The 17212-nt window shown below is 32.8% G+C and carries 11 protein-coding genes and 1 tRNA gene; 10 read left to right on the forward strand and 2 right to left on the reverse strand.

What is annotated here, in order from left to right:
* Positions 1-94 precede the first annotated feature (94 nt).
* From murC to SHI72_RS00885, 6 genes are all read left to right on the forward strand, one after another.
* Positions 95-1444 (forward strand): UDP-N-acetylmuramate--L-alanine ligase, encoded by a 1350-nt coding sequence (murC, locus tag SHI72_RS00860; RefSeq protein WP_323488746.1) that lies wholly within the window; start codon positions 95-97, stop codon positions 1442-1444.
* Positions 1431-2153 carry a cell division protein FtsQ/DivIB gene (locus SHI72_RS00865; protein WP_323488747.1) on the forward strand — a complete coding sequence of 241 codons (723 nt, stop codon included), beginning with the start codon at positions 1431-1433 and terminating at the stop codon, positions 2151-2153. The genes murC and SHI72_RS00865 overlap by 14 nt, the downstream gene beginning before the upstream one ends.
* 6 nt (positions 2154-2159) lie before the next feature.
* Positions 2160-3542 carry a cell division protein FtsA gene (gene ftsA / locus SHI72_RS00870; RefSeq protein WP_039118455.1) on the forward strand — a complete coding sequence of 461 codons (1383 nt, stop codon included), beginning with the start codon at positions 2160-2162 and terminating at the stop codon, positions 3540-3542.
* 51 nt (positions 3543-3593) lie between these two features.
* A complete protein-coding gene (gene ftsZ, locus SHI72_RS00875; protein ID WP_323488748.1) occupies positions 3594-5552 on the forward strand; it encodes a cell division protein FtsZ in 1959 nt (652 codons plus the stop codon).
* A gap of 224 nt (positions 5553-5776) precedes the next feature.
* On the forward strand, positions 5777-6226 hold the full coding sequence (locus SHI72_RS00880) for a GatB/YqeY domain-containing protein (protein WP_039114496.1): 450 nt from the start codon (positions 5777-5779) through the stop codon (positions 6224-6226).
* Between the two features lie 78 nt (positions 6227-6304).
* Positions 6305-6378 (forward strand) — tRNA-Arg (locus tag SHI72_RS00885).
* A gap of 134 nt (positions 6379-6512) precedes the next feature.
* Here the strand turns inward: SHI72_RS00885 and SHI72_RS00890 are convergent.
* Complete coding sequence (locus tag SHI72_RS00890) at positions 6513-7223, reverse strand: hypothetical protein (protein WP_052259479.1); 711 nt, start codon at positions 7221-7223, stop codon at positions 6513-6515.
* 206 nt (positions 7224-7429) lie between these two features.
* Here SHI72_RS00890 and SHI72_RS00895 point away from each other — a divergent pair, with 206 nt between their 5' ends.
* The 4 genes from SHI72_RS00895 (at position 7430) to SHI72_RS00910 (ending at position 16386) form a co-directional block, all read left to right on the forward strand.
* The gene (locus SHI72_RS00895; protein WP_039114499.1) at positions 7430-7756 is read left to right on the forward strand and encodes a winged helix-turn-helix transcriptional regulator; all 327 of its coding nucleotides are present in this window, start codon (positions 7430-7432) and stop codon (positions 7754-7756) included.
* Positions 7757-8514: 758 nt separating this feature from the next.
* A complete protein-coding gene (locus SHI72_RS00900; protein WP_323488749.1) occupies positions 8515-13947 on the forward strand; it encodes a cadherin-like beta sandwich domain-containing protein in 5433 nt (1810 codons plus the stop codon).
* Positions 13948-14007: 60 nt separating this feature from the next.
* Positions 14008-14907 carry a PorP/SprF family type IX secretion system membrane protein gene (locus SHI72_RS00905; protein ID WP_323488750.1) on the forward strand — a complete coding sequence of 300 codons (900 nt, stop codon included), beginning with the start codon at positions 14008-14010 and terminating at the stop codon, positions 14905-14907.
* A 660-nt stretch (positions 14908-15567) separates the two neighbouring features.
* On the forward strand, positions 15568-16386 hold the full coding sequence (locus SHI72_RS00910; RefSeq protein WP_052250148.1) for a hypothetical protein: 819 nt from the start codon (positions 15568-15570) through the stop codon (positions 16384-16386).
* Positions 16387-16576: 190 nt separating this feature from the next.
* Here the strand turns inward: SHI72_RS00910 and SHI72_RS00915 are convergent, their stop codons facing one another.
* On the reverse strand, positions 16577-17086 hold the full coding sequence (locus tag SHI72_RS00915; RefSeq protein WP_323488751.1) for a hypothetical protein: 510 nt from the start codon (positions 17084-17086) through the stop codon (positions 16577-16579).
* Positions 17087-17212: the final 126 nt, after the last annotated feature.

Below are 17212 nucleotides of genomic sequence, written 5' to 3' on the forward strand. Positions count from 1 at the left end.
AAAATTTAGGCTCATTAATAGTTATAATTTTGGCTATTTATGTTTTTTCAGAATTGATTAATATGATTTTAGAATAATTTACAAATAATAAGAAATGAATTTAAACCAAATACAGAACGTCTATTTTATAGGAATTGGAGGCATCGGAATGAGTGCTCTGGCTCGTTATTTCAAGAACATTGGAAAACAAGTTTCAGGTTACGACAAGACACCTTCAATGCTTACAAGTGAACTTATCGAAAGTGGGATTAATATTCATTTTGAAGATAATATCAGTTTAATTCCAAGTGATTATTTTGTAGAAAATACACTAGTAATTATAACGCCAGCAGTTCCAACTAAACATTCGGAGTGGAATTACTTTTTAGAAAGAAATTATCAGGTTAAGAAAAGAGCTGAAGTTTTAGGAATCATTACTCAGGGTACTTTTAGTTTTGCTGTAGCAGGAACACATGGTAAAACAACAACATCTAGTATTTTAGGACATATTCTTTACGAAAGTGGAGCTGATGTTACTGCTTTTGTAGGTGGAATTGTTGAGAATTATAATTCGAACTTAATAGGAAACGGAAAAACGGTTACTGTTGTCGAAGCTGATGAATTTGATCGTTCGTTCTTGCATTTACACCCAAATATTGCTTGTATCACATCTATGGATGCGGATCATTTGGATATTTACGGAACAAGTGAAGCTATTGAAGAGTCTTTTGTAGAATTTGCTTCAAAAGTTGAAGATAAAAACAATCTTTTTATAACCAAAGAATTGCCTCTGGAGGGAGTTCAATGTGCTATAAATGAAGATGCTCCGTTTAAAGCGTTTAATGTAAGGATTGCTAAAGGGAGCTATATTTTTGATGTACAAACACCATCAGAAACAATTAAAGATTTACATTTTGGTTTGCCAGGAAAGCATAATTTAATGAATGCGTTAATGGCTATTGCAATGGCAAAAACATACGGAACATCAACCAATGCAATTGCAAAAGCTTTGGCTTCATTTAAAGGAATAAGAAGACGTTTTTCTTATCAGATAAAAACAGATAATCTGGTTTATATAGATGATTACGCACATCATCCGACAGAGATAAATGCAGTTAATCAAGCGGTTAGAGAATTGTATCCGGGACAAAAAGTACTGGCTATATTTCAGCCACATTTATTTAGCAGAACAAGAGATTTTGTCGATGGTTTTGCCAAAAGTTTATCAGCATTTGATGAAGTGATTTTATTAGATATTTATCCAGCAAGAGAATTGCCGATGGAAGGAATTACATCGCAATGGTTAATGGATAAAATGAGTAATTCTAACAGGAAAATAGTTGCTAAAAATGATTTATTAGCATCAATTAAGGCTAGCGATGCAACCATAATTGTGACTATTGGAGCGGGTGATTTAGGAGAATTAGTACCGTCAATTAAAAACATTTTAAATGAAACTAATTAATTGGATAAATCTTCGTTTGGTACTCATGTTCGGAGTCGTTATTGTTTTATTTTCGTTTACTTCTCATAGAAATGGAGAGCGAAAATTGAAGAAATCGACTGTTGTTTTTGTAGGGGAAAACGCTATTTTTGTTAAGCCGGAGGCGGTTAATAAATTGTTAATAGAAAATGAAAAAGATGCTTCTAGCATTAAAAAAGAAGGGTTAGATTTGAATAAGATAGAGAAAGCCCTTAATACGCAAGAGATGATTGAAAAATCAGATGTATTTGTGAGTATTGATGGTATTCTAAAAGCAGTAGTAAAACAGAAGACGCCGATAGCCCGCATTATGAACGGGAATGAGTCGTTTTATATTGATTACGAGGGTAGTAAAATGCCTTTGTCGGATAATTTTACAGCTAGAGTTCCTCTTGTTTCGGGGAACTTAAATGAGAAAAATAACGAAGAATTAGCTACATTATTCCGCATGATTTTTGACGATGCATTTTTGAAAAAAAATATCATTGCGATTCAAATTATGCCTAATGGTAGCTTAAAAATGCTTAACAGAAATTTTAATTACGAGATAGATTTTGGCAGAACAATAAATGTTGAGCGAAAATTTAATAATTATAAAGCCTTTTTTCAAAAGGCAGTTTTGGATAGCTCGTTATACAAATACAAAAGGATAGATCTTAGGTTTACGGAACAAGTAGTTTGCACAAAATAATAGATAATGGGAAAAGATAATATTGCAGTAGGTCTAGATATTGGTACAACCAAAATTGTTGCCATGATAGGTAAGAAGAATGAATATGGTAAGCTTGAGATCCTGGGAATAGGAAAATCAAAAAGCTTAGGTGTTGCGAGAGGTGTTGTAAACAATATTACTCAAACAATACAATCTATTCAGCAAGCGATACATGAAGCGGAGAATAATTCGGGTTACAAGATTAAAGATGTAGTTGTAGGTATAGCAGGACAGCATATTCGCAGTATCCAGCATACAGACTACATTAGCAGAACCAATCCTGAAGAGGTAATTGGCGAGAATGACATTCAGCTTTTAATAGACCAGGTTAATAAACTTGCGATGTTACCAGGTGAAGAAATAATTCACGTTTTACCACAGGAATTTAAAATTGATGGACAATCGGAGATTAAAGAACCGATTGGAATGTACGGAGGAAGATTAGAATCTAGTTTTCACGTTGTAGTTGGACAAGCTTCATCTATAAGAAACGTAGGAAGATGTATTCAGAGTTCAGGAATAGAATTGTCAGGCTTAACATTAGAGCCATTGGCTTCTGCAGATGCAGTATTGAGTCAGGAAGAAAAAGAAGCAGGAGTAGCACTTATCGATATCGGTGGCGGTACAACAGATTTAGCAATTTTTAAAGACGGAATCATTCGTCATACGGCTGTAATTCCTTTTGGAGGAAATGTAATTACAGATGATATAAAAGAAGGTTGTTCGATTATTGAGAAACAAGCTGAATTATTGAAAATTAAATTTGGATCTGCATGGCCAGGTGAAAACAAAGACAATGAAATTGTTTCGATTCCGGGATTAAGAGGAAGAGAGCCAAAAGAAATTTCTTTGAAGAATTTATCAAAAATAATCCACGCTCGTGTAGTCGAAATCGTAGATCAGGTTTTTACAGAAGTAAAAGCTTATGGACATGAAGATCCTCGTAAAAAATTAATTGCAGGAATTGTTCTTACAGGTGGTGGAGCTCAACTAAAACACATTAAGCAATTAGTAGAGTACATTACAGGAATGGATACCAGAATTGGTTATCCAAATGAGCATTTGGCAGGAAATTCTAACGAAGAAATCTCAAGTCCGTTATACGCTACAGCTGTTGGTTTAGTAATGAACAGCATTGAAAATAGAACTCAAAGTGCCGTAAGATTGGACGTTATAGAACAACCAAAGGCACCAGTACATAGAGCTCCGGTACAACAGCAACACTATGAGGTTGAAGAATCTTATGTAGAAACTGTTGAAGAAGTGAAGAAAGTAGTTAAGGAAGAATCGACTGAAACAAAAATAAGAAGATCCTTTTTTGACCGCTATGTCGATAAAATCAAAGATTTTTTAGACAACGCTGAATAAGCGATTTGAAATAATACAAGAATTAATATTTAATATCAAAAAACCAAAAATATGATGGGCAACTCAGAATTTGGAAGCATTTCATTTGATTTACCAAAGAATCAATCAAATGTAATAAAAGTTATCGGTGTAGGAGGTGGAGGTAGTAATGCCATAAACCATATGTTTAAACAAGGAATTAAAGGAGTAGATTTTATCGTTTGTAATACAGATTCACAAGCGCTACAAAATAGTTCCGTGCCTAATAAAATTCAGTTAGGGGTTAACTTGACAGAAGGTTTAGGAGCAGGTGCCAATCCAGATGTAGGACAGCAATCGGCTATTGAAAGTATTGCAGACATCGAGAAGATGTTGGATCGCAATACCAAGATGGTATTTATTACTGCAGGAATGGGTGGAGGTACCGGTACAGGTGCTGCGCCAGTAATTGCACAATTATCCAAGGAAAGAGAGATTCTTACAGTTGGAATCGTTACTATTCCGTTTCTTTTTGAAGGTAAAGTACGTCAGGAGCAAGCGCTTTTGGGTATCGAAAAGTTACGTAAGCAAGTCGATTCATTAATTGTAATTAATAATAATAAGTTAAGAGAAGTTTACGGAAATCTTGGTTTTAAAGCAGGATTCTCTAAAGCTGATGAAGTTTTGGCAACAGCCTCAAGAGGTATTGCTGAAGTTATTACGCATCACTATACTCAGAATATCGATTTACGTGACGCTAAAACAGTATTGTCTAATAGTGGAACTGCTATAATGGGATCATCTACTGCATCTGGAGAAAACAGAGCAAAAGATGCTATTATTTCGGCATTAGATTCTCCATTGTTAAATGACAATAAAATTACGGGAGCTAAAAACGTATTGTTGCTTATCGTTTCAGGTTCTAACGAGATTACTCTTGATGAAATTGGAGAGATCAATGATCATATCCAGGTAGAAGCAGGTTTTAACGCTAATATCATTATGGGGGTTGGTGAAGACGAAACTCTTGGTGATGCTATTGCTGTTACAATTATTGCGACTGGTTTTGATGTTGAACAACAAAATGAAATCGTAAATACAGAGCCTAAAAAAATTATCCATACGCTAGAAGATGAGCAAAGAAGTGTTCATAATTTAACGAATAAAACAGTTACTTCTTTTGATTTGAATGCTGAAACCCCTTCAACACCAAAACCAGAAGAAAAAATAGTTTTTGAATTAATCGATGATACTCCTGCACCTACAGCAGTTGCACCGATTGTTCAAACTCCAGTGATTAACGAAGATGAATTAGTTGTAATGTCTGAATTTATTAAAAATTTAGATGTGACTTTTGAAATCGTTTCTCCAATTACAGATATTGATTTTACTATTTCAGCTCCTGAAGTTGCCCCTGTAAGAGCTGTTCAACATAGAATCGTAGAAAAAGAAGAGCAAACTACTTTTTCTTTTGACTTGCCTCTTTTTAGAACTGAGCCAGAAGTTAAAACTCCGCCAGTAGTAGAAGACACGAGAGTTTTATTTGAATTATCAAATGAAACACGTGATATTAAAGTAAATCAGCCAGTTCAGTTTGTTCCAGTTACAGAACTTTCGGATAAAGGAATTATCAAATATTCTTTGGAAGAGTATATGGAGCTTGAAAATGATTTTACTTCATCTAAACCTGTTGAAAAGGTAATTGAAGAAGTTATTCCAGAAGAGCTTAATATTACAGTTCACCAAAGAGCGGTTGCTCCGGAAACTAATTTTTCTGCAGAGGTATCTCCGATGGAATTAACTATCGAAGAAACACTACGTTTGAGAGCTGACGAAAGAAGAAAGAAATTAAAAGAGTTTAATTATAAGTTCCATAATAACGTTTCTAGAGTTGAAGAACTAGAGAAAGAGCCAGCCTATAAAAGATTAGGTATTGATCTTTCTAACAGTTCACAGAACAACACAAATTCTAGAATCTCTGTAGGAACAGATAGTAATAATGATTTACAGTTGCGTTCTAACAATTCATTTTTGCACGACAACGTAGATTAATACGATAAAATCAAAATGAGGTAACCCGAAAATTGAATTTAATTTTCGGGTTATTTTTTTTATCTTCGCACAGAATTAGAAATTTGACTTCTTTCATAGACTTTTAAAGTGAATTTTATTATCAGTTCGAGTCCTTCGGCTTTGTTCAGGATAAATAAGGAGAGAACAAATTTTAAATAAATATATAAATCTATAAGCCTGGCTTATAAAAAAATAAAACTGAGATGAGTTTACAAACATTAATCATGGACGAAATTAAAACCGCCATGAGAGCAAAAGATACTGTTGCATTAGAAGCTTTAAGAGCAATTAAATCAGAAATGTTATTGGCTGCTACAGCTACAGGATCTAAAGAAGAATTAACGGAAGATGATGAAATTAAATTACTTCAGAGACTAGTTAAAACTCGTAAAGAGAGCGCTAGAATTTTTACAGAGCAAAATCGTCCAGATTTAGCAGAGCCAGAATTAGCTCAGATTGCTGTAATCGAGAAATTCTTGCCTGCACAATTAAGCGAAGAAGAAGTAGAGGCAGTTATTGCAAAAATCATTGCAGAAACTGGAGCTTCTGGAATTGCTTCAATGGGTAAAGTAATGGGATTAGCATCTGCTCAATTGGGTGGAACTGCTGAAGGAAAAACCATTTCGACTATTGTGAAGAAATTATTAGTATAAAAAATCCAAAAAATAAATTCCAAATTCCAAGCTTAAAATTGGAATTTGGAATTTAAAAAATTGAATTTTAAATATTTTGACCGCGTAGTTCAACTGGATAGAATATCAGATTTCGACTCTGAGGGTTGTAGGTTCGAACCCTACCGTGGTCACAAGAAAATTAAAAAGCCTGTAAAATCAATATTTTACAGGCTTTTTTTATGTTCGACAAAATCATCGATAGTTTAAACTGATTGATAACCTCTTTATGTTTATTAAGTTTACCGGTTTGAATCCTTTATAGTTTTTAACTTAGATTTTTAAGATTCAGATTTAAAAGCATTAATTTATTCTGAGTGGTTACTAACTCTTGCATCGATTTTTTTAAATCACTTGGCATATTATCAATTTCATTTTGCTTGGTATAAAAGTCATTTTCATCTTTGTAATGTGTAATACTCACTAAAAGGTTTTTATCTTGAAAAACGGGTAGTCTTGGAAAATCATTTTCAGTCATTTCGCTTACCCAAAGTGTTATATCTTCTATTTCTAAATTTTTAAGAAAAGGAATATATGTAGTGTCAAATAGGTCAATAACCTTTTCAAGTGTGCTGTTACAAATATAAAAATCTACAACGGTAATTGTTTTATCGGTTTTTAGCAATCCACTATTAATTTCTTTCTTTAATGGTCGTAATAAACAAACATTGTCAGAATTTATCATCATCTGGTTTGCACCTTTACCATATTCTTTCCAAGTTGCACTATCAATATAAAAATCATTCAAAAATTTTAATCTAGTTTTCATGTCTGTAAAACCACGAAACCAAACAAATCTATCATTTACGCTATTAATTTTGAATTCTCCCAAAGTGTAGCCACCCATTTCATTCATTTGGTCAACAAATTTGGAATGAAAATAATCACTGAACTTATCGACTAAATTTGGTTTTAATAAATAATTACGGATTTCTAATACTTTTATGTTTACTGAATCTTGTTGGGCTAAATTACTCATATTGTTTTTTTTGCGTTCAATAATATCGATTTGCAAGCAATTATGGTGAATAACATAAATACTGCTAATTGTTTTATATTCATTTTCCTTTAAAGACTATAGTAAATAAAGTAATTTAATATCTTTATTGCAAGTACATACATTTTAGTGATTAAGATACTAATAATATACTATTGTTGATTACCAGTAATTTAAAAAATTAATTAATGGAAAAAAGTTTAAAAAAAGCATATTGTCCAGTTGATTATGCTTTTCAAAGAATAGGCGGGAAATACAAAGGAAGAATTTTATGGTATTTAAAAGATGGTTTGATGAGATATGGTGAATTAAAAAGAATAGTTGAAGGTATAACCCCCAAAATGCTCACTCAAACACTCAAAGAATTAGAAGCCGATGAACTAATTTCAAGAAAGGTTTATGCTGAAGTTCCACCTCGTGTTGAATATACTCTTACTGAAAATGGAATAGAATTAATCCCTTTTATCAATCAAATGAGGATCTGGGGCAAAAAACAAATGAGCTTGGGTAAATAATTGAAATGATTTACCGATTGAGGTAAATTATGTATTCAGTTTTATCAGGGGTAAATTTTCTTTCCTAAACTCTGGAAATCTCTAAGTAAAAGGCTCGAATTTTGTACCGAGGCATTCCCTAAAAAAGGTAAAATACATTATGTATTTTACCTTTTTTTTTTTTTTTTGAATATATGAATTATCACATGTTCTCTTTATGAGTCTTAATTGGTAATCATTGGAACTCAAAGCTTATCATTTTTACCTCTTTTATTCAATTCCAGGATCTACTTTGTGCTATCTATTTGATTAGATTGTTATTGAAGTACAATATTTGAGCATTTTTTGGTTTTTAAAGATTATACTTGTTTATATTTTTAAAATAACACTATATTTCTTATAAATATCTTTATTTGTCAGTTTAAAAACTTTTGAAAGTAAAAACAGATCTTAATTACTGCAATATTTGAATAATATAATAGCGCTAACCCTCATGGTTGGCTAACTCGCCAACTTATAATTGCAATAATTTTACAATCAGGACATTATGTTTTTGGGGTTGTTTTTTTGTACAATTCCTACTTGCTTAAAGTGTTTTTTGAGAATTTTAAAATTAATGTTTAGTGAGTTATGTGCGATTGTTTTTAAAGAGTTGTATTGGTCTTTAAAATTAAAAAAAGAGTGATAAATAAATGAATTTAAAAAATTAAAAAGATGAAATAGAAAATTAGCAAAAATGAATAAAAACTTAAAAAAAAACGAACAGAAATAAAATAAAAATGAACAAAAATTTACTTATAGTATTAGCCATTCTTTTATTTAATATAGGATATGGCCAAGATCTAAAAACATGGACAGGAGCCCAGAGCACTGCATGGGATGATGATGCAAATTGGGCGCCTGAAGGAATGCCGACATTTGACAATGATATATTAATATCAAACGGGCCCAATGTGCTATATCAGCCGATAATATCTATCCCAGGAATTACTTGCGGTACTCTTACGTTGCAAAATTCAACTCCAGGTAGTATTGTTGTTTTGACAGTTAAGGGGTTAGGTGGATTGACTACTGCATCAATAATTATGAATAGTAGCGTAGCTACCAGCAAGTGTAGTTTAAATATCGGCTCAACTGTAACTGTAAAAGGTGATGTTAAAATGAATGGAACTGCGCTTCAAAATGATGTGACTTTTTCCGGAGATGGAAATTTACTAATTGGAGGAATGATGACTGGAGGTTCTTTAAATACTGGTACTGTATCAGATCAAAAAGGAACTGTAACTTATAATGGTACAACAACACGATCTGTTGGTGCATATAGTTATCATAATCTAACGCTTTCTGGTAGTGGTGTAAGAACAATTGGTTCTGGAGTAATTGTAAATGGTACGCTAACTATGACTGGTTCTGCAACAGCTTCTGCTGCGCCAGTTTATGGTGATAATGCAGCTTTAAGGTACAATAGTGTATCGAATCAGACAGTTGGACCGGAGTGGGTTACTCCCTTTGTTTCGAAAGGTGGGGTTCAGATTTCTACTATTGCTCCAAAAGTAGTCACTATAGGTGATAATTTAGAGAAGAAATTTGATAAAGGAGTGTCGCTTATCATAGATTCAGAAGCTTCATTAGTAGTTGGTAACAACAGTAATATGTATTTCGCGGGTAATTTTATGAACAGCGAAGGGTCATTAATAACTGATGGATATGTTTATTTGACAGGTACAAGCAATCAAAATATTGGTGGTTTTGTATCTACAAAGGGAGTTGTTATGAGCAAAACTGCTGGAACAGCTACTTTTACAGCTAATGTTAAGGCAGAAGAATTAACAATTGACGGTATAGGTGGAGCACTTAATCTTGGAAAAAATTTGACTCATACATTTACTAAATGGATTAGAACCCAAGGAACATTAAACGGAGGTTCAAGTATTTTAAAAATTTCAGGAGATGTTGTAGGTAACGGAAGTAATTTTGTACCAGGAACCGGTACAGTAGAATTTAATGGAGGAGCTCAAAATTTAGGATCAGGATCCATAACTTATAATAATTTGGTATTATCAGGAACTGGAGTTAAAACATTTGGTGCTAAAACTACAATAAATGATACTTTTTCTATAGCGACTGGAGTAGTTGCTGATCTTACAGCTGGTTTCGTGCATACAGCTAAAAGTATAAAACTTGGTGGCAATGCAGGATCTGGTGGATCATGGGGAAGCTCACTTTCAAACGCAGTGAATAAAAATAATGTTTATTTTACTTCTAATAGTGGTATCGTAAATGTTGGACCAACAATAGTAGTAAGTACAAATAGCTTACCAGCATTAACGACAATTTATGGCACACCATCAGTATCAAAAAACTTTGATATAACAGGTATCGCAATGCTTGAAGGAATTGTAGTTACGCCATCTTCAGAGTTTGAAGTAAGTACAGATGGAATTACTTTTGCTAATACACTTACTCTTGGAGCGACTGGTAATATTGCGCAATCAAAGATTTATGTTCGATTAAAAGCGACAACTGCAGCAGGAAGTTATTCTTCTGGAAATATTGCTTTAACGAGTAATGGTACAACTACGGTAAATATACCAATAGCGACAAGTACTGTAGATAAAGCAGAATTAACTATCAAAGCAGAGAACAAGGAAAAAGCTTATGGATCAGACAATCCAGTTTTAACAGTAAGTTATGATGGATTTGTAAATGGAGAGACTGTAGCGATTTTAATTAAACTACCTACAATTACAACTACGGCAGTTAAAGGAAGTGTAGCAGGAACAACTTATCCAATCACTGCTACTGGAGCAGAGGCATTGAATTATAAGTTTAAATATGAGCCGATAAATGGATCATTAACTATTACTCCTGTAGCTTTAACTATTACAACAAATGATAATAGTAAAGTTTACGGATCTCAGAATCCAGTTTTAACAGTAAGTTATGATGGTTTTGTGCCTGGTGAAACTGAAGCGAATTTAACCGCAAAGCCTACAATTGCTACTACAGCAGTTACAGGAAGCCCAGCAGGAAAATATGAAATTACAGCTACTGGAGCGGCTTCATCAAATTATAAAATTACATATGTTAATAAAGGATCATTAACTATTACTCCTGCGGCTTTAACTATTACAACAAATGATAATAGTAAAGTTTACGGATCTCAGAATCCAGTTTTAACAGTAAGTTATGATGGTTTTGTGCCTGGTGAAACTGAAGCGAATTTAACCGCAAAGCCTACAATTGCTACTACAGCAGTTACAGGAAGCCCCGTAGGAAAATATGAAATTACAGCTACTGGAGCGGCTTCATCAAATTATAAAATTACATATGTTAATAAAGGATCATTAACTATTACTCCTGCGGCTTTAACTATTACAACAAATGATAATAGTAAAGTTTACGGATCTCAGAATCCAGTTTTAACAGTAAGTTATGTTGGTTTTGTAAATGAAGATACTGAAGCAAGTTTGGCTCCATCAGCTAAAATTGTAACTAGTGCACTTATAGGAAGTGGAGTAGGAACTTATTCAATCATAGCTAGTGAAGCAGTTTCATCAAACTATACCATTACTTATGATAACAAAGGATTATTAACTGTTACTCCTGCTGAGCTAAAAATCACAGCAGATAATAAAGAAAAAGAGCATGGTATTGATAATCCAGTTTTAACAGCAACTTATGTTGGGTTTGTAAATGGAGATACTGTTACAAGTTTAAGTATGCCAGTGACAATTGTTACGTTGGCAGTTAAAGATAGTTCAGTAGGAAAATATGACATCACAGTTAGTGGAGCAAAATCAACAAATTATGATATTACTTTCGTTTCTGGTACTTTAGAAGTGACTAAATCTACTAATGCAGGTTTAACAGATTTAGCTATTAGTGAAGGTAAGTTAAGTCCGGATTTTGCAGAAGGAACTAAAGATTATACAGCTACAGTACCAAATGATGTTAAAACTATTAGAGTTACACCAACTACAGCAGACACTGAAGCAAAAGTAACAGTAAATGGAGTAGAAGTGCCTAGTAGAACTCCTAGCGGAGAAATTACTTTACAAGTAGGTGAAAATAAGATTACCACTATAATAACAGCTCAAGATGGAACTATTAATACTTATACTGTAATTGTTACAAGAGAGCCTTCTAGTAATGCAGGTATGACAGATTTAGCTATTAGCGAAGGTACTTTAAGCCCAGTATTTGCAGAGGTAACTAAAGATTATACAGCTACAGTAAAAAACGATGTTAAAGATATTACAGTTACACCTTTTACTTCTGATACTACTGCAACAATAACAGTAAACGGAAAAGAAGTAGCTAATGGAACTGCTAGTGGAAACATTCTTTTAGAAGTTGGTAAAAATGAGATTACTACTATAATTACAGCACAGGATGGAAAAACACAAGAAACATATACTGTTGTTGTTACAAGAGAGCCTTCTAGTGATGCAGGTTTAGCTGATATTACGGTTAGTGAAGGAGCTTTAAGTCCTGTTTTTAATACAGACACTAAAGGATATACAGTTGATGTGCCAAATGGAACTAACTCAATCATAGTTACACCTACACCAAGAGATCCGGATGCCAAAGTTGAAATGATAGTTGATGGAAAAACGATTACTGATAACGCAGCTCCAATCGATTTAAAAGTTGGTGATAATGAAGTTACAGTAGTTATGACTGCCCCTGACGGAACACAAGAAACATATACTGTTGTTGTTACAAGAGAGCCTTCTAGTGATGCAGGTTTAGCTGATATTACGGTTAGTGAAGGAACTTTAAGTCCTGTTTTTAATACAGATACTAAAGGATATACAGTTGATGTGCCAAATGGAACTAACTCAATCATAGTTACACCTACACCAAGAGATCCGGATGCCAAAGTTGAAATGATAGTTGATGGAAAAACGATTACTGATAATGCAGCTCCAATCGATTTAAAAGTTGGTGATAATGAAGTTACAGTAGTTATGACTGCTCCTGACGGAACACAAGAAACATATACTGTTGTTGTTACAAGAGAGCCTTCTAATGATGCAGGTTTAGCTGATATTACGGTTAGTGAAGGAACTTTAAGTCCTATTTTTAATACAGACACTAAAGGATATACAGTTGATGTACCAAATGGAACTAACTCAATCATAGTTACACCTACACCAAAAGATCCGGATGCCAAAGTTGAAATGATAGTTGATGGAAAAACGATTACTGATAACGCAGCTCCAATCGATTTAAAAGTTGGTGATAATGAAGTTACAGTAGTTATGACTGCTCCTGACGGAACACAAGAAACATATACTATTGTTGTTACAAGAGAGCCTTCTAATGATGCAGGTTTAGCTGATATTACGGTTAGTGAAGGAACTTTAAGTCCGGCTTTTAATACAGATACAAAAGATTATAGTGTAGATGTACCAAATGAAACTGACTCAATTGTAATTACACCTAAATCAATCGATCCGGATGCAAAGGTTGAAATGATTGTTGACGGAAAAACGATTACTGATAACGCAGCTCCAATCGATTTAAAAGTTGGTGATAACGAAGTTACAGTAGTGGTTACTGCTCCTGACGGTACACAAGAAACTTACACTGTAATTGTTACAAGAGAAGATGCTAATGATAAGCCTTCTGATAATGCTGGTTTATCTGATATTGTTGTAAGTGATGGGACATTAAGTCCTGCTTTTAATACAGATACAAAAGATTATAATGTAGATGTACCAAATGAAACTGACTCAATTGTAATTACACCTAAATCAATCGATCCGGATGCAAAGGTTGAAATGATTGTTGACGGAAAAACGATTACAGATGCTACAGCCCCAATAGATTTAAAAGTTGGTGATAACGAAGTTACAGTAGTGGTTACAGCGCCAGATGGTACACAAGAAACATATACTGTTATTGTAAATAGAGCAGATGCTGTACCACAAGAAATTATACCAACAAACATTGTTACTCCAAACGGAGATGGTAAAAATGATTTTTGGATAGTTCCAGGTCTTGATAAATATCCAAACAATTCGGTTAAAGTTTTTGATAGAGCAGCAAGATTAGTGTATTCTAAAAATAATTATAACAATGAGTGGGATGGTACTTATAAAGGATCTCCACTTAATGAGGATACTTATTATTATTTAATTGATCTAGGAAATGGTTCACCTAAAATGAAAGGGTTCATTTCAATTATTAGAGATAACAATTAAGAATAAAATAAATAAGAATAGTAAAAATGGTTAGAAGATAGCCACACAGAAATGAATACAATGAAAATAAAATCAATGAGAGCAATCTATATACAGGTAATTATGTTCCTGATTATATTAGGGACAAACTCCGCAAATGCGCAGTTAACAGAATTCGAGTCTATGTATTTTCAAAACCAATATTTAAACAACCCTGCAATGGCAGGGTTAGATAAAGGGATGAAGTTTAATGTAGGTTACCAAAGACAATGGGATGAAGTTCCGGGAAATCCGATATTAATGAATGCTACTTTCGAATACAATTCCGGAAACAGAACTGGACTAGGGTTAAATGTTAATAGCGACAGAGCAGGTTTAATCAATAGAACAAGGATAATGGGAACTTATGCTTATCATTTACCAACAGGAGTTGACCAAAAGATACATTTCGGCTTGTCTGCGGGTGCAAAATTTTCTGCTATAGATTATAATAAAGTGGAAGGAAGTCTGGATGATGTTGCACTACAGAACTATAACGAGGGTGCCATTTTTGATGGAGATTTGGGTATTGCTTATACTAGCAGATTATTAACAGTTCAGGCATCTTTGCCAAAACTTCATAATCTTTTCTATGAAAATGATAATGGTATTAAAAATTATGCAGATCGTTCTACTTTTTATTCGGCTATAAGTTACAAGATATTACTATCAAATGGAGATGAAAACTTAAATGTTGAGCCATTGTTAGCTTATAGAGGTGTTAAAGGGCACAAAGATATTTTGGATATGGGTGGAAGGTTTAATTTTCCAGATTATAAAATAAACATTTCTGCGTTTTACCATACTAATAAAACTGTTTCTACAGCATTTGGAATTTCGCTTGATGATTTGGGTGTTTTCCTGGCTTACTCTAAATATTTTGGAGCATTGGGTGCTTATGCAAACAATACTTTTGAATGTGGACTTAGTTATAAAATGTAATAAAAGAGTTTGTTAGAATTCAAATAAGAAGCTCCGCTCCTCACACGATTTTTTTATAAAAAAGAGTTTTATTTCAGGAACGAAGTTGAAAATGAATTGGTTATGACTGTTGAGTAATTTAGAGGTGCCTGATGTTTTTGGGATTTAAAAATGGAAAGTTAATGCTAGAGTAAGTTTTGGTATTTTTAATCATGTTTCATAAACTTAGGGAATCAAATGCTTTTCTTTTCAGACCTCTGTCAAGTTTCACAAAATCTGGAAATCTCTAAGTAAAAGGCTCTAATTTTGTATCAAGATTGTTCAAAAAAAAAGGTAAAATACATTATGTATTTTACCTTTTTTTTTATTTCTATAATTACGAAGTCAGTGTTAAAAGAAATATGTAATCATGTTCAAAAGTTGAATATGAAGTGAATATAGTTCCTCTTTAAAATTGTTTTATTTGCATATTCAACGTTCACGTGTAAAATCAGAGTATCTTTACCCATGATTGCGATAAAGAATATGCAGATGATTGATCATCTCTCCTTTTCATAACTTCAAATTCTAGTTTCAAGTCATAATAACAAAGTTCCCAAATACACATTAACTTATTGCTAATTCCATTCCTTTTAGGTTTTTTATTAGTTTTTCGCATTCAACCTTAATTAGCTATAATATATGACATTGATCTCCAAAGAAAAATTTTCTGAAGCTGCTGGCCTTTCTAAAATTCCTATCCCGGGATTATCCTCTTATTTAATGAAAGTAATGAAAATTAACAATTTAAATACTGTTGTAAAAGAAGCAGGTAATCTTGAGGGTGCAGATTTTGCTAATTATGTTTTAATGAAAATTGGTGTAAAAGTCCAATATGATGCTACCGAATTACTAAATATTCCTCGTGAGGGAGCTTTTATTGTTGTTGCAAATCATCCTTATGGAGGTATCGAATCATTAGCTTTATTAAGTACAATTGCAAAAATACGTCCTGATACAATGTATATGGGGAATTTTTTATTAAAGGAAATACCAAATCTTGAAAAATGCATTATCGCAGTAAATCCATTTGAAAATCTGCAAAATTCTGCGAGTATCACTGGATTAAAAATGACACTAAAAGCTTTATCTGAAGGTATTCCTGTTGCAATATTTCCAGCTGGAGAAGTTTCATCTTATAATTTTAAGACAAGTGAAATCACTGATCCAGAGTGGCATCCTGTGGTAGGGAAAATTATCTGTAAAGCTGACGTTCCTATTCTGCCTATATATTTTCATGGAAATAATGGTTTTTTCTTCAGTATGTTAAAATCAATTCACCCGATGTTGCAAACTTCAAAACTGATTTCGGAACTTTTTAATAAACAAGGTCATGCTCTAAAGATGACTATTGGAGAAGTCATTTTTTTAACTAGGGTTAAAGGTAAAGTTTCCGATCCTCTAATGTTAAAAAATCTTAGAAGCAAGTTGTATGCTCTCAAAAATCAGTTACATAATTAAGGAGATTAAAGCTTATTTAGCGCTTGTAATAAACTTTAAAAATTAAATACTTTCTTTTCATACCTCTGTTAAGTCGCTTAAAGCTTGAAAACCTTTAAGTAAAACGTTCAAATTTCACATCGAGGCGTTCATAAAATAAAAAACCTATTTCGTAATGAAATAGGTTTTTTTATGTCTTTGAAATTTCATCTCATTTGTTACTAGAAACAACTCTGGAATCAGTTATAAAATTGTTCCAAACAGTTAGGGAAATTATATAAGATGTTTGATAGCTCGTATCGAAAATAAAGGCTTTATCTTTTACTCTTAAAGTATCAACATTAAACCTTTTTAGTCTTTTTTGCTGCTTATATAAATCGATTATATAATGAGTTTTGGGACAGCAACAGTATCCTTCATTTCTTGTTGAATCAAACCAAGAATCAAATGTATTTATTTTATTTGTATCAACTATTCTGTCTAATCTAACAAGCTTTGTTGTGTCTTGCGAAATATAGCCTTTAATTTTATAGAGAGAAATTTCTATTCTATCCGTTTCTTTTCGTAGCTTTTTAAAATAATTTTTGTGATAGTCTAAAACTAAATGCTTTTGGTCTTTAACGTCTTGTTCTATCTTTGGTTTTACAACTTCATTTTTTTTATTGCAACTACTACAAAGTATTACAATCCCAATAATAATCAGCTTTTCAAGTTTAATCATATTTACAATCAATGTGTTACAGATGTATTTTTTGTTTCAAGTAGTAGCTATCTTTAGATGTAATAAAATAGTTTCTGTATCTCTATCAAATAGAGATACAGTTATTAGCTCATTTCTGTCATTACT

It is taken from the genome of Flavobacterium sp. PL02 (assembly GCF_035013205.1).
Classification (GTDB): domain Bacteria; phylum Bacteroidota; class Bacteroidia; order Flavobacteriales; family Flavobacteriaceae; genus Flavobacterium.

What these genes read in the sequence shown, in the direction of transcription:
- murC (WP_323488746.1), top strand. Translation starts at nt 95, where the DNA reads ATGAATTTAAACCAAATACAGAACGTCTATTTTATAGGAATTGGAGGC.
- SHI72_RS00865 (WP_323488747.1), top strand. Translation starts at nt 1,431, where the DNA reads ATGAAACTAATTAATTGGATAAATCTTCGTTTGGTACTCATGTTCGGA.
- ftsA (WP_039118455.1), top strand. Translation starts at nt 2,160, where the DNA reads ATGGGAAAAGATAATATTGCAGTAGGTCTAGATATTGGTACAACCAAA.
- ftsZ (WP_323488748.1), top strand. Translation starts at nt 3,594, where the DNA reads ATGATGGGCAACTCAGAATTTGGAAGCATTTCATTTGATTTACCAAAG.
- SHI72_RS00880 (WP_039114496.1), top strand. Translation starts at nt 5,777, where the DNA reads ATGAGTTTACAAACATTAATCATGGACGAAATTAAAACCGCCATGAGA.
- SHI72_RS00890 (WP_052259479.1), bottom strand. Translation starts at nt 7,223, where the DNA reads ATGAGTAATTTAGCCCAACAAGATTCAGTAAACATAAAAGTATTAGAA.
- SHI72_RS00895 (WP_039114499.1), top strand. Translation starts at nt 7,430, where the DNA reads ATGGAAAAAAGTTTAAAAAAAGCATATTGTCCAGTTGATTATGCTTTT.
- SHI72_RS00900 (WP_323488749.1), top strand. Translation starts at nt 8,515, where the DNA reads ATGAACAAAAATTTACTTATAGTATTAGCCATTCTTTTATTTAATATA.
- SHI72_RS00905 (WP_323488750.1), top strand. Translation starts at nt 14,008, where the DNA reads ATGAAAATAAAATCAATGAGAGCAATCTATATACAGGTAATTATGTTC.
- SHI72_RS00910 (WP_052250148.1), top strand. Translation starts at nt 15,568, where the DNA reads ATGACATTGATCTCCAAAGAAAAATTTTCTGAAGCTGCTGGCCTTTCT.
- SHI72_RS00915 (WP_323488751.1), bottom strand. Translation starts at nt 17,086, where the DNA reads ATGATTAAACTTGAAAAGCTGATTATTATTGGGATTGTAATACTTTGT.